The organism is Micromonospora sp. ATCC 39149 (assembly GCF_000158815.1).
Taxonomy (GTDB): domain Bacteria; phylum Actinomycetota; class Actinomycetes; order Mycobacteriales; family Micromonosporaceae; genus Micromonospora.
In genome coordinates this window covers 2440932-2453468 of the sequence record NZ_GG657738.1, presented here as the reverse complement: position 1 = coordinate 2453468, position 12537 = coordinate 2440932, and the positions used below count along the sequence as shown (strand labels likewise).

Genomic DNA, 12537 nt, shown 5'->3' with positions numbered 1-12537 from the left:
CGGGCGGGGCGTCCCCGCCGCCGCTGGTGGCCATCGCGATCGGGGCGCCGATCAGCACGGCGGCGAGGGCGCCCAGCGCGCTTGTCGCCATGGTGGCGCGGCGTCGGGTCCGGGCCCGGCGTTCCGCCCGGGTCAACTGGTCTTGCACTGTCGGTGCCTCCTCGGCGAGGTCGGAGAGGGTGTCGCGGATGAGGTTCTCGAGGGGCGTGGTCACCGCCGTACCTCCAGGAGCTCGATGTCCGGCAGGAGCTGCCGCAACCGGGCCACGGCCCGATTGGTGCGGCTGCGCACGGTGCCGACCGGCCAGCCCAGCGCGGCGGCCACCTGGTTCTCGGTCAGGTCCTCGTAGTACCGCAGGACCACGACCGTGCGCTGGGCCGTCGGCAGCGCACGCAGCGCCGCCCGCATCGCCAGCCGTACGTCGGCGCCGCCGCTCGGGTCGGGACCGGCCCGTTCGTCGGCCCCGGTGAGCGACGTCTCCCGGTGTCGACGCAGCCGACGCCACCAGCTCACCTGCTCCCGGTACATGACCGTGCGCAGATAGCCCTCCGGATCGGCGTGGCGCAGCTCACGCCACCTCGGGATCGTCTTGGCCAGCGCCGACTGGAACAGGTCCTCGGCGGTGTGCCGGTCCCCGGTGAGCAGGTACGCGACCCGCATCAGGGCTGGCGTCCGGTTGGCCACGAACTCGGCCAGCCGGGCCCGGTCGTCCTCGTCCACCCGCCCTCCCCGTCGTTGTCTGTCACAGATACAGACGCCCCAGCTCACCGCAGCTATCCCTGACGCCGGAAGGAAGAACGGGACGGGAAAGCGTCGGTAGTGGTCGGTAGCGTCCCGGCACCAACTCCAGAAGGGTGCGGCGATGGCGAGCGTGGCCGGGCGGGCAGCCCCTCGGTCGGAGCGGGCGCGGCTGGACGAGGCCGTGGCGCAGGGTCTCTACGACCGGATGCGGATGGTGGCACCGGCCGCCTTCGGCGCGATCGGGCGGGACCGCGCCGACGACCCGGCACGACCGTTCGCCGACACCGCCTGCGGCCGGCTCGCCGACTCCCTGGACGCGGCCGGTCTCCGGGCGCTCGGCATGTGGGCGCACCACTGGTGCATGCGGTTCTACGACGACGACACCCGGGTGGGGCTGCGCCTGGTGCGGGAGATCGCCGATCGCCCCGGGCTGGGCTGGACGGTCGACGAGGTGCGCTGGATGCTCGGGGAGTCGGAGGCAGCCGGCCCGTCCGCCGCGCACCGGTTCACGCTGCCGCGCGCGGCGGCCACGGGGCTGCCGCCGGCCGGCCGCCGCGAGTTCGCCGCCGACGTGCTCTCCGGGGCGGGCAGCCGGGAGCGCGGATAGCCGGCAGGCGGCGTGTCCAGCTGGCCGACGACGGTTGCGGCGATCGCCAGGGCGAAGCCCGCGAGCTGCGTCGCGCTCAACGCCTGGCCCAGCGCCAGCCAGCCGAGTGCGGCGGCGGTCAGCGGGCTCAGCGCGCCGAGCACCGAGACCTGGGCCAGGGGCAGCCGCGCCGCGCCGCGGAACCAGAGGGCGTACGCGGCGGCGGTGCCGACCAGCCCGAGCCAGGCGTACCCGAGCAGGGCCGGGCCGTCGACGGGCGGCGGCGTTCCCTCGACCGCGACCGCGAGGGGCGCGATGAGCAGGCCCCCGGCGGTGAGCTGCCAGCTCGTCGCGGCGAGGGTGCCGACGCCGGCGGGGCGTCCCCAGCGGCGGGTCAGCACCAGCCCGGCCGCCATCGCGGCGGTGCCGGTGAGCCCGGCGGCCACGCCGAGCAGGTCCGCGCCGGCGTCGGGGCGGAGCACGACGAGGGCCACGCCCAGGGGGGCGGCGATCGCGGCGACCAGGACCGGTGGCCGGGGGCGCTCACCGAGGGCGACCCCGGCCAGCCCGGCGACCAGCAGTGGCTGCGTCGCGCCCAGCACGGCGGCGGTGCCGCCGGGCAGCCGGTACGCGGCGTAGAAGAGCAGCGGGAAGAACGCGCCGATGTTGAGCGCGCCGAGCACGGCGGCCCGCCACCACCACGCGCCGTGGGGGCGACGTCGGGTCAGGGCGAGCAGCAGCAAGCCGGCCGGGAGCGCCCGTAGCGTCCCGGACCAGAGCGGTCGGTCAGGCGGGAGCAGCTCGGAGGTGACCAGATAGGTGGTGCCCCAGGCGATGGGCGCCGTGGCGGTGGCCAGCAGGTCGGCGGTCCGGCGGGACATGGCAGGCCAATCGTTAGATGCTAAGTAGCTTAGAACTAAGCTAATCACCGCCGAGTGAACTGCGCCAGTGCGAGTTGCGGCACAATGCCGGGGTGACCGAGCGGGACGACATCGACGTCATCGTCGAGCAGTGGCGGCGCGAGCGGGCCGGCATGCGGCCCGAGCCGATGGCCGTCTTCGGCCGGATCTACCGCCTCGCCCGGCTGGTCGGCGACGAGCAGGAGCGGGTGTACGCAGGCTGGGGCATCAGCCGGGGCGAGTTCGACGTGCTGGCCGCCCTGCGCCGGGCCGGCGCCCCGTACACGCTCGCCCCCAAGGCCCTGGCCGCCAGTCTGATGCTCACCTCGGGCGGGATGACGGGCCGCCTCGACCGCCTTGAGCGCGCCGGACTGGTCCGTCGCGCCCCAGACCCGGCCGACCGGCGGGGCCTCCAGGTCACCCTCACCGACACCGGCCGGCGGGTGGCCGAGGAGGCCGCCGACGCCGGGGTGGCCGCGCAGCGGCGTCTGCTCGACGCCCTCCCGGCGCGGGACCAGCACCGGCTTGCCGACCTGCTCCGCGACCTACTCGCCGCCGCCAGCGCACCCCGCCCCTGACGCCCAAGCCGCCGCAGAGAGGACCGACCGTCGTGCCCGCCAGTGAACCGACCATCATCGCGACCAGCATGGGCTTCCTCAGCCGCCGACGCGGCCCGAACGACCTGAGCCCCGGTCCGGTCTTCGCGCTGGCCGCCGAGCTGGCCCAGGCCGGTCCCGAGCCCCGGCTGTGCTACCTCGGCCAGGCCGTCGGCGACCGGGACGCCTCGATCGCCGCCGTTTACGCGGCCTTCGCCGGCACCCGGTTCCGCGCGTCGCACCTGGCGCTGTTCCCGATGCCGAACGTCGACGACGTTCGGTCCCACCTGCTCGCCCAGGACGTGATCTGGGTCGGCGGCGGCAGCGTCGCCAACCTGTGCGCGGTGTGGCGGGTGCACGGCCTCGACGAGGTCCTGCACGAGTGCTGGCAGGCCGGAGTGGTGCTGGCCGGGGTGTCCGCCGGCTCGATCTGCTGGCACCTCGGCGGTGCCACCGACAGCTTCGGCCCCCGGCTGCGCGGCTTCGCCGACGGCCTGGGCTGGCTGCCGTACGGCAACGGGGTGCACTACGACAGCGAGGACCAGCGGCGACCGCTGATGCACGCGCTGGTCGGTGACGGCACCCTGCCGACCAGCCACTGCACCGACGACGGCGTCGGGCTGGTCTACCGGGGCACCCACCTGGTCGAGGCGGTCGCCGACCGCGCGGGCGTCGCGGCGTACGAGGTCGCCCGTGCCGCCGACGGCAGTGTCCGGGAGACCCGGATCGAGCCACGCCTGCTGACCCGATGAGGTGAGCTGACCGGCGACGGCCGGTGCCGGCCGCGTAGACTGGCCGCCCGTGAGCCTCACCATCGGGATCGTCGGCCTGCCCAACGTCGGCAAGAGCACCCTGTTCAACGCGCTGACCAAGAACGACGTGCTCGCGGCGAACTACCCGTTCGCCACCATCGAGCCCAACGTCGGCGTCGTCGGGCTGCCGGACGAGCGGCTGGCCAAGCTGGCCGAGATCTTCTCCTCGCAGAAGGTCCTGCCCGCGCCGGTGTCGTTCGTCGACATCGCCGGCCTGGTCCGGGGCGCGTCGAAGGGGCAGGGCCGGGGCAACGCGTTCCTGGCGAACATCCGGGACGCCTCCGCGATCTGCCAGGTGGTGCGGGCCTTCTCCGACCCGAACGTGGTGCACGTCGACGGCAAGATCTCCCCGGCCGACGACATCGAGACGATCAACACGGAGCTGATCCTGGCCGACCTCCAGACTCTGGAGAAGGCGCTGCCCCGGCTGGAGAAGGAGGCCAAGCTCCGCAAGGACCGGGCCGCCGCCGTGACCGCCGCGAAGCAGGCCGTCGAGGTCCTCGACGGTGGCACCACCCTGTACACCGGTGCCGCCGCCGCCAAGATCGACCTGGAGCACCTGCGCGAGCTGCACCTGCTCACCACCAAGCCGTTCCTCTACGTCTTCAACGTCGACGAGGCCGAGCTGGCCAACGCCGAGTTCCTCGACGAGCTGCGTGCCCTGGTCGCCCCGGCCGAGGCGGTCTTCATGGACGCCAAGATCGAGTCCGAGCTGGTGGACCTGCCCGAGGAGGAGGCCCGCGAGCTGCTGGAGTCGATCGGGCAGTCCGAGCCGGGGCTGGACCAGCTCGTCCGGGTCGGCTTCCGCACGCTCGGGCTCCAGACGTACCTGACGGCGGGGCCCAAGGAGGCGCGGGCCTGGACGGTCCCGGTCGGCGCGACCGCCCCGGAGGCCGCGGGGGTCATCCACTCCGACTTCCAGCGCGGCTTCATCAAGGCCGAGGTGGTCTCCTACGACGACCTGGTCGCGGCCGGATCGATGGCGGCGGCGAAGGCGGCGGGCAAGGTCCGTATCGAGGGCAAGGAGTACGTCATGCAGGACGGCGACGTCGTGGAGTTCCGCTTCAACGTGTAGTGAGGTCCCGTCCCGACCTCACTGGCGAGAACCCGACAGGCGACAACGCGACGGTGGAGCAGCTGCCGGCCGACGTCGGCGCGATCCTCGCCGGCAACGGCACCTTCGGCGGCAGCGCGGAGGTCGCCAGGCAGCGCATCCGGGCCGGGCCGCTCGACGAGGTACTGATCTTCGTCGCCCCGGTCCTGCTCGGGGCCGGGGTGCGCATCTTCGGCTGCTTGATCGACAGGTTGGCCCAGGGCAGGACATGATGTCGGGATGCGAACTCGGCTCCTCTTCGTCCGACACGGCGAGTCGGTGCACAAAATCGAGGACGTCGTAGGCGGCCCGGGTGGCTGCCGGGGACTGACCGACTCGGGCCATCAGCAGGCGCGCCGGCTGGCCGACCGGCTCCGCGAGGAGCTTGCCGTCGCCGGGCCGGTGGCGGTCTACTCGTCCGTGCTGCGCCGGACGGTCGAAACCGCGTGGCCGATCGCCGAGGCGCTGGGCGTCAGCGCGGTGGCCGACTGCGGGTTGTGCGCCTGGCACACCCCGCCGTACGCGGACGGGCTGCCGACCGCCCAGTTCCAGACCGAGCACGCGGTGGAGGGCGGCGGGGTGTTCCGGCCGTTCGAGGAGGGCAACGAGAGCTGGGCGGAGCTGGTCGTACGCGTCAGCCGCGCGATCATGGACATCGCGCACCGGCACTGGGGCGGCACCGTCGTGCTGGTCGGGCACACCGAGACGGTCGAGGGCTCCTTCCACGCACTCGCCGCCCAACCGCTGTTCCGGGCGTTCGACATGGAGGTGGCTCCGGCCTCGATCACCGAGTGGACCACCGACGGCGACCCCACCGGCTGGCCGCCGTCCCGCTGGACCCTGCGCCGATTCAGCGACGTCTCCTGACCGGCGGGTTGTCGCCCTGAGGGTCCGGCGCGATGTCGGTGCCGGCGGGCACACTGTGCCGATGACGGAACGACTGGCACCCGTGCTGCGGGTCACCGACGCGGACGCGCGCTTGGCAGTTGTCGTTGTCCGCGTGACGCCGACGTAGCGGTATCGATCGGCCCCCGACCGGGCCATGTCGCCGACATGGTGTGGATCAACTCGGCGTGCCTCGTCGCGCATGATCGGATGCCGGTATGAGGGAATTCGACAACGAATCTCCTGGTATTCGACCCGCTCCTCCGGCGGCTGACAAGAGCAGTCGCCGACGGTACGCTATGGGCGCTTGAAATCAGAGCCAGCTATCCACCAGAGCTGTTGTGCCGAATCGCCACCAGATGCATGACAGGCAATGCTCGCGTGTCGATTGCTGCGGCTGGAGACCACGCTCCCGTCCCCGTGGTTGGCGCGGCGGTCGTTGAGTAGCCATTGTCAAGCATCACTAAGAATGGATTTCATCTAAAGAGAGGGTAGCGATGCATCGGCCTAGAATGTCTCGATGGCGTCTACTGTCCGCCGTGGTACTCGGTGTCCTGCCGGTTCTTGCCGCCGTCCCGTCCGCAGCCGGCGTCGGGCTCAGGGGGCCGCTGCTGCCGAGTTCGTCACCGACCTTCCAGCACCAGTTGCTGGCGAAGGCCACCCCCGACGAGTGCTTCGCCGGGGTCGGAATGCCGTACCCGGCCGGGCCGCCCTGCGCCCAGGGGCAGGCCAAGGTCAACCAGGCGTACGTCTGGTCGCTCGCCCAGGCGAACAATCGCCTGTGGTTCGGCACCGGGGCGAATGTGAACTGCATCGTCGCCGGTACGACCCTTGCGCAGCCGACACCTCGGCTGTACGACGACTACGTGTGCGAGTACGCGCACAGTCAGATCGTCGTGCAGAACCCGACCATGCCGACAAATACCGGTGATCACCGGCAACCCCGGGTGTACGTCCACGACCTCTCCTCCGGCACGCTCACCGAGAAGACCGACGTCATCAAGAACAGGTCCGCCGATGATTTGTCCCGGTTGAGGCGGACGTTGGGACTGCGTGCCGGGGGAACCAGCCAGGGCGTCGTCATCCTCGCCGGGCCGGCCCTCGGTGCGACGGTCAACATGTTCGCGTTCGACACGGACACCGGCGCTTACCTCGGCTCGGCGAACTTCACCAAGTACGGCAACATCCGTCACTTCCTGGAGGCCGACGGCGCCCTCTACGCGGGCGTGGGGGTGGGCGCCAACGGCAAGGACGGCGGGTACATGCTGCGCTGGGCCGGGAGCCGCACCAACCCGTTCAACTTCATCGAGGTCGGTAAACTGCCGGCTCAGGTCGCCGACCTGACGCTGCACGACGGCCGGATCTTCGCCAGCACCTGGTCGGCGTGGAGCGGCGGCAGTTCGCTGGTGCCGGGATCGGCGGGTGGAAACTCGAATCCGCCCCACACCATCGTCGATCCGTTGCTCGAACGCCTCGGAATCAGGCCGATCGAGGAGGCCGACCCCACCATCGCCGGGGTGTGGATGAGCCCGCCGCTGAAGAACGGAGCGCCCGGCCTGACCACGGACGACGCCGCCGGCTGGGAGCTGGTCTGGAGCGTGCAGCAGTACGAGCCGGATCCGCTGATCGCCACCACGTACGGCCTCGGCGCGCTGGTCTCGTACGACGGCTACCTCTACTGGGGGACGATGCACGTCCCGATGAAGTCGACGAGCGTGGTCGCCGGGTTGTACCCGCCGGCGGACGACTACGCCGCTCGGGACACGCTGGAGAACTCCCAGCGCGCGGTGAGCATCTTCCGGGGCCGTGCGTTCGGCCCTGTCGTCGGGGGAATCGATCTGATCGAGGACGTGGACCTGCTCTACGGAGAACCGCAGCTGCCGGTGTACAACGCGCAGGCGAACAGCGGCGCGGGTGGCTGGGAGAACATGTCCACCGGCTACAGCGCGCAGTTCGGGCGTATGGGGTTCGGCAACATCTACACGAACTACACCTGGACCATGGCCGTCACCGATGGTCGGTTGTTCGTCGGCACCATGGACTGGAGCTACCTCGCCAAGGACCTGCTGCCCTCGACCGCAGCGCAGATGGGCTTCAGCGGCGCGGTCGAAGGGCTGAGCGACGAGTTGGATCCGATCACGATCGACCCGGAACTCTACGGCGGTGAGCTGTACATGTTCGACTCGCACCAGCAGCCCGCCACGGCGGTGGACACCAAGGGGCTGGGCAACCCCCTCAACTACGGCTTCCGCACCATGATCACCGATGGGAAGACCCTCTATCTCGGTATGGCCAACCCGATGAACCTGCGTACCGACCCGACGGACGACATTCCGGAAGGTGGCTGGGAACTGATCAAGCTGAGCTGGAGCTGAGCGAGCGCGTGGGGCTGCCCGAGGCGTGGCCCGGGCAGCCCCACGCGGCGGGCCGGGAGACGGGGCGGCTCAGGAGATGTAGTGCAGGATCACGTTGTGCACGTGGTGGCTCTTCTGCGCGCCCCGGAACTCGACCTCGTACGTGTGCGTACCGACGTGGATGGCGATCGAGCCGGTGGAGAAGAACTCCCCGCCCCACGACTTGTTGCTCACCACGCTCACGCTGGTGATCTTCGAGTACGGAATGCTGGTGATCGCGTACCGCTTGACGAAGGACCGGTCCTGGATGATCACCCGCCGGTCGGTGAGGCCGATGAACCCGGTGCCGGTGCCCACGGCGTCGTAGACGGCGATGATCTGCTCACCGGTGAGCAGGCCGCTCTGGATCTGCTGGAACTGCTCCTTGCGGTCGTATGTCGCATTCGCCATGACCCCACGGTAGGCGGACGCGCCAAACAGGTGACCGGTCAGGCGCCGGTGACGGCCCGGTACGCGTCCTCGATGCGGGCGGCCAGCAGGACCTCGCCCTCGCTCAGCGGCTCACCGTCGCCGTGCCCGACCCGGATCTGCGTCTGGTCGTCACGGCGGCTGATCTCAGGGCGCAGGTGCAGGGCGTCGGCGACCACCTTGACCCGTTCGGTGAGGGCCGCGTGCTGGGTGTCGTCGATCACCAGCGTGCGCCGGATCTGCTCGCCCTCGCGGGTCCACCCGGTCAGTAGGGTCAACGCGTCGCTCAGGTAGTCGTGCTTCGCCCGGCCCCTGAACAGCACACGCATCACCGCACCTCCCAGGCGCCGTTGCCGGCTTGTGGCCAAATCGTCGCCGTCCCGTGTCTATGTCGGTACCCCCAGTCTGTCGTCCGGCCGAGGGTGTGTCCACGCCCACACTTCCTACTTCTACTGGCCTAGCGGTCGGCCACGGTACCCAAACCGCCTATTGATCTGGCACGCTGGGAGCCCGTGCAGACCGAACGGGCTAGCGAAAGTGAACAGACCGAACGACGGGACCCGAAGGTGGTCGTCGGCGCGGCGATCATCGCGGACGGGCGGGTGCTCGCCTGCGCCCGGTCCGCCCCGCCGGAGGTCGCGGGGATGTGGGAGTTCCCCGGCGGCAAGGTGGAGCCGGGGGAGAGCGAAACCGCCGCCCTGGTCCGCGAGTGCGCCGAGGAGCTGGCCGTACGCGTGGAGATCGGCGACCGGGTCGGCCGCAACGTGCGGATGGCCCACGGCCGCTCGGTGTTGAAGGTGTACGCGGCCCGCCTGCTGCACGGCGACCGGCCGAAGGCCCTGGAGCACTCCGCGCTGCGATGGCTCTCCGCCGCCGAGCTGGACACCGTCACCTGGCTCCCCGCCGACGCGCCCATCGTCGCGGCCCTGCGCCCCCTGCTCCTCGCCGACTGAGCCGCCTCGCGGTGGGCCACAGGGCAGGCTGAAGGGCGCGCAACGGGACAAGTTGCGCAGAGACCTACCGGGTAGAGACACACCGCGCAGGGGCACCTCCGCAGGGGTGAAACGCCGACGGGGGCCGGCGGCAGGTGCCGCCAACCCCCGTCGTCGCTGTCGTGGTCAGTGCTTGTCCTGCTCCGGGTGGGCGAAGTTCAGGTGCTCCGGGGGCAGCGGGAACTGCACGTCGTCGCCGAACGGCGACGGCGCGGCGGCCCGGTCGAAGGTGAGCTCCGTCAGCGGGAGCTTGCCGTTGTCGTCCACGGCCGGGGCGGTCGGCTTCGGCACCTCGCGGTGCCAGTTGACACCGGCCTGGGCCTGGGCCTCGGTGGCGGGGTCGTGGGAGCCACCCGCGTGCGAGTGGACCCCGCCCGGGGCGGCGTGGGAGTGCACGGCACCGCTGTGCGAGGCGCTGGTCACGCTGGTCTGAGGCACCTGACCCCTCCGGAAGATCTTGCTACCGAGCCATACCAGGGGATCGTACCTGCGGTCGACGACCCGTTCCTTCATGGGGATGATCGCGTTGTCCGTGATCTTGATGTGCTCGGGGCAGACCTCGGTGCAGCACTTGGTGATGTTGCAGAAGCCGAGCCCCTGCTCCGCCTGCGCGTACTCCTTGCGGTCGGTCTTCGCGTCGAGGGGGTGCATGTCCAGCTCGGCGGCCCGGATGAAGTATCGGGGGCCGGAGAACGCCTGCTTGTTCTCCTCGTGGTCGCGGACCACGTGGCAGACGTTCTGGCACAGGAAGCACTCGATGCACTTGCGGAACTCCTGCGAGCGCTCGACGTCCACCTGCTGCATCCGGTACTCGCCCGGGGCCACCCCGGCCGGCGGCGCGAACGCCGGCGTCTCCCGCGCCTTCTCGTAGTTGAACGAGACGTCGGTGACCAGGTCCCGGATGACCGGGAACGTGCGCAGCGGGGTGACCGTGACGGTCTCGGCCTCCTCGAACGTCGACATCCGGGTCATGCAGCCCAGTTTGGGCATCCCGTTGATCTCCATCGAGCAGGAGCCGCACTTGCCGGCCTTGCAGTTCCATCGGCAGGCCAGGTCCGGCGCGTCGGTGGCCTGGAGCCGGTGGATGACGTCGAGGACCACCTCGCCCTCGTTGACCTCGACCTGGTAGTCCTGCAGGTCGCCGCCGCTCTCGTCGCCCCGCCAGATCCTGAAGTGACGCTTGGTTCCCATTACTTGCCCGCCTCCTCAGCGAGGGCGTCGAAGTCCGCGAGCTCCTCGTCGGTCAGGTACTTGGCCAGTTCGGCACGGTCGAACAGGGCGATCAGCTCGGCGCGGATCTTCGGCAGCGGCTTGTGGGTCAGCCGCACGGTGTCGCCGTCCAGCGCGCAGACCAGGTTCACCCGACGCCACTTCGGGTCCATCGCCGGGAAGTCCTCCCGGGTGTGGCCGCCGCGCGACTCCTGCCGCTCCAGCGCCGCCTTCGCGGTGCACTCCGACACCACCAGCATGTTGCGCAGGTCCAGCGCGAGGTGCCAGCCCGGGTTGTAGCGCCGCCCGCCGGCCGCGCTGACCTTCGCCACCCGCTCGCGCAGCTCGGCAAGCCGGTGCAGGGCATCGACCAGCTCGCCCTCCCGGCGGATGATTCCTACTAGATCTCCCATCACCGCCTGGAGGTCCTGCTGGAGCTGGTACGGGTTCTCCCCGGTGTCCCGCTGCAACGGCGCGAGCGCCGTCTCCACGGCGGCCTCCACCGCGCCGATCGACACCTTCGGGCGCGAGGTCAACTGATCGGCGTACGACGCCGCGTGGCCGCCCGCCCGCTTGCCGAAGACCAGCAGGTCCGACAGCGAGTTGCCGCCGAGTCGATTGGAGCCGTGCATGCCGCCGGACACCTCACCGGCGGCGAACAGCCCGCGCACCGTGCCGTACGCGGCACCGGAGTCCGGGTCCACCTCGACGCCGCCCATCACGTAGTGACAGGTCGGCCCGACCTCCATCGGCTCCTTGGTGATGTCGACGTCGGCCAGCTCCTTGAACTGGTGGTACATCGACGGCAGGCGGCGGCGGATCTCCTCGGCCGGCAGCCGGGACGCGATGTCCAGGTAGACGCCGCCGGCCGGCGTACCCCGCCCGGCCTTGACCTCGCTGTTGATCGCGCGGGCGACCTCGTCGCGGGGCAGCAGCTCCGGCGGACGCCGGTTGTTGTCCGGGTCGGAGTACCAGCGGTCCGCCTCGGCCTCGTTGTCCGCGTACTGCTTGCGGAACACGTCGGGGACGTAGTCGAACATGAACCGCTTGCCGTCGGAGTTCTTCAGCACGCCGCCGTCGCCGCGCACCGACTCGGTGACCAGGATGCCCTTCACCGAGGGCGGCCAGACCATGCCGGTCGGGTGGAACTGGAGGAACTCCATGTTGATCAGCGTCGCGCCGGCGCGCAGGGCCAGCGCGTGGCCGTCGCCGGTGTACTCCCAGGAGTTCGACGTGACCTTGTACGACCGGCCGACGCCGCCGGTGGCGAGCACCACGGCCGGGGCCTCGAAGAGGATGAACTCCCCGGACTCCCGGTAGTAGCCGAACGCCCCGGCGACCTTCTCGCCGTCGAGCAGCAGCTCGGTGATCGTGGTCTCGGCGAACACCTTGATCCGGGCGTCGTACGAGCCGAACTCGGCCTTGTCCTCCTGCTGGAGGGAGACGATCTTCTGCTGGAGGGTGCGGATCAGCTCCAGGCCGGTCCGGTCGCCGACGTGCGCCAGCCGGGGGTACTCGTGGCCACCGAAGTTGCGCTGCGAGATCTTCCCGTCCTTGGTGCGGTCGAACAGCGCACCGTACGTCTCCAGCTCCCAGATCCGCTGCGGCGACTCCTTCGCGTGCAGCTCGGCCATCCGGAAGTTGTTGAGGAACTTGCCGCCGCGCATGGTGTCGCGGAAGTGCACCTGCCAGTTGTCCCGGCTGTTCACGTTGCCCATGGCGGCGGCCGCGCCGCCCTCGGCCATCACGGTGTGCGCCTTGCCGAACAGCGACTTCGAGATGATCGCCGTCTTCTTGCCCGCGAGCCGGGCCTCGATCGCCGCGCGCAGGCCGGCGCCGCCGGCCCCGATCACGACGACGTCGTAGTGGTGTCGTTCGATCCGATTCGTGGTCGTCATGTCA

13 protein-coding genes and 2 pseudogenes are annotated in these 12537 nt (G+C 70.7%); 8 read left to right on the top strand and 7 right to left on the bottom strand.

Going from position 1 to position 12537, the window contains the following annotated elements; translation table 11 throughout:
- A pseudogene (locus MCAG_RS33590) lies at window positions 1-214 on the bottom strand (hypothetical protein); the annotation flags it as partial.
- Window positions 211-720 (bottom strand): SigE family RNA polymerase sigma factor, encoded by a 510-nt coding sequence (locus MCAG_RS10230; protein WP_036373036.1) that lies wholly within the window; start codon window positions 718-720, stop codon window positions 211-213. The gene MCAG_RS10230 and the pseudogene MCAG_RS33590, both read right to left, overlap by 4 nt.
- Before the next feature lie 142 nt (window positions 721-862).
- Here MCAG_RS10230 and MCAG_RS34635 point away from each other — a divergent pair, with 142 nt between their 5' ends.
- The gene (locus MCAG_RS34635) at window positions 863-1348 is read left to right on the top strand and encodes a hypothetical protein (protein WP_232290126.1); all 486 of its coding nucleotides are present in this window, start codon (window positions 863-865) and stop codon (window positions 1346-1348) included.
- A gap of 89 nt (window positions 1349-1437) precedes the next feature.
- Here the strand turns inward: MCAG_RS34635 and MCAG_RS10225 are convergent.
- A pseudogene (locus tag MCAG_RS10225) lies at window positions 1438-2208 on the bottom strand (EamA family transporter); the annotation flags it as partial.
- Between the two features lie 92 nt (window positions 2209-2300).
- On the opposite strand from MCAG_RS10225, the gene MCAG_RS10220 reads away from it, so the two are divergent.
- The 6 genes from MCAG_RS10220 (at window position 2301) to MCAG_RS10195 (ending at window position 7987) form a co-directional block, all read left to right on the top strand.
- Entirely contained in the window at window positions 2301-2804 is a 504-nt protein-coding gene (locus MCAG_RS10220) for a MarR family winged helix-turn-helix transcriptional regulator (protein WP_036373034.1), read from the top strand.
- Window positions 2805-2836: 32 nt separating this feature from the next.
- Window positions 2837-3574, top strand: a complete 738-nt coding sequence (locus MCAG_RS10215) for a peptidase E (protein ID WP_036373032.1) — start codon at window positions 2837-2839, stop codon at window positions 3572-3574.
- Between the two features lie 49 nt (window positions 3575-3623).
- Window positions 3624-4709: a redox-regulated ATPase YchF gene (gene ychF / locus MCAG_RS10210; RefSeq protein WP_007072884.1), complete on the top strand. Its 1086-nt coding sequence runs from the start codon at window positions 3624-3626 to the stop codon at window positions 4707-4709.
- Window positions 4710-4762: 53 nt separating this feature from the next.
- Complete coding sequence (locus MCAG_RS10205) at window positions 4763-4960, top strand: dihydrofolate reductase family protein (protein WP_157547978.1); 198 nt, start codon at window positions 4763-4765, stop codon at window positions 4958-4960.
- A 7-nt stretch (window positions 4961-4967) separates the two neighbouring features.
- The gene (locus MCAG_RS10200; RefSeq protein ID WP_007072882.1) at window positions 4968-5594 is read left to right on the top strand and encodes a histidine phosphatase family protein; all 627 of its coding nucleotides are present in this window, start codon (window positions 4968-4970) and stop codon (window positions 5592-5594) included.
- Window positions 5595-6151: 557 nt separating this feature from the next.
- Window positions 6152-7987, top strand: coding sequence for a hypothetical protein (locus tag MCAG_RS10195; RefSeq protein ID WP_232290125.1), 1836 nt, complete (start codon window positions 6152-6154; stop codon window positions 7985-7987).
- A gap of 69 nt (window positions 7988-8056) precedes the next feature.
- Here the strand turns inward: MCAG_RS10195 and MCAG_RS10190 are convergent, their stop codons facing one another.
- Together MCAG_RS10190 and MCAG_RS10185 are read right to left on the bottom strand one after the other, a co-directional pair.
- Window positions 8057-8416, bottom strand: coding sequence for a PH domain-containing protein (locus MCAG_RS10190; protein ID WP_007072880.1), 360 nt, complete (start codon window positions 8414-8416; stop codon window positions 8057-8059).
- A gap of 38 nt (window positions 8417-8454) precedes the next feature.
- A complete protein-coding gene (locus MCAG_RS10185; RefSeq protein ID WP_036373030.1) occupies window positions 8455-8763 on the bottom strand; it encodes a 4a-hydroxytetrahydrobiopterin dehydratase in 309 nt (102 codons plus the stop codon).
- A gap of 183 nt (window positions 8764-8946) precedes the next feature.
- Between MCAG_RS10185 and MCAG_RS10180 the strand changes: the two genes are divergently transcribed.
- Complete coding sequence (locus tag MCAG_RS10180; protein ID WP_036373028.1) at window positions 8947-9387, top strand: (deoxy)nucleoside triphosphate pyrophosphohydrolase; 441 nt, start codon at window positions 8947-8949, stop codon at window positions 9385-9387.
- A 165-nt stretch (window positions 9388-9552) separates the two neighbouring features.
- Here MCAG_RS10180 and MCAG_RS10175 read toward each other — a convergent pair whose 3' ends face one another.
- A complete protein-coding gene (locus MCAG_RS10175; protein WP_007072877.1) occupies window positions 9553-10617 on the bottom strand; it encodes a succinate dehydrogenase/fumarate reductase iron-sulfur subunit in 1065 nt (354 codons plus the stop codon).
- Window positions 10617-12533, bottom strand: a complete 1917-nt coding sequence (locus MCAG_RS10170; protein WP_007072876.1) for a fumarate reductase/succinate dehydrogenase flavoprotein subunit — start codon at window positions 12531-12533, stop codon at window positions 10617-10619. The genes MCAG_RS10175 and MCAG_RS10170 overlap by 1 nt, the downstream gene beginning before the upstream one ends.
- Between the last annotated feature and the right edge of the window lie 4 nt (window positions 12534-12537).

Coding starts and splice junctions, on each gene's coding strand:
- MCAG_RS10200 (WP_007072882.1), top strand. CDS start 4,968: ATGCGAACTCGGCTCCTCTTCGTCCGACACGGCGAGTCGGTGCACAAA.
- MCAG_RS10185 (WP_036373030.1), bottom strand. CDS start 8,763: ATGCGTGTGCTGTTCAGGGGCCGGGCGAAGCACGACTACCTGAGCGAC.
- MCAG_RS34635 (WP_232290126.1), top strand. CDS start 863: ATGGCGAGCGTGGCCGGGCGGGCAGCCCCTCGGTCGGAGCGGGCGCGG.
- MCAG_RS10170 (WP_007072876.1), bottom strand. CDS start 12,533: ATGACGACCACGAATCGGATCGAACGACACCACTACGACGTCGTCGTG.
- MCAG_RS10190 (WP_007072880.1), bottom strand. CDS start 8,416: ATGGCGAATGCGACATACGACCGCAAGGAGCAGTTCCAGCAGATCCAG.
- MCAG_RS10175 (WP_007072877.1), bottom strand. CDS start 10,617: ATGGGAACCAAGCGTCACTTCAGGATCTGGCGGGGCGACGAGAGCGGC.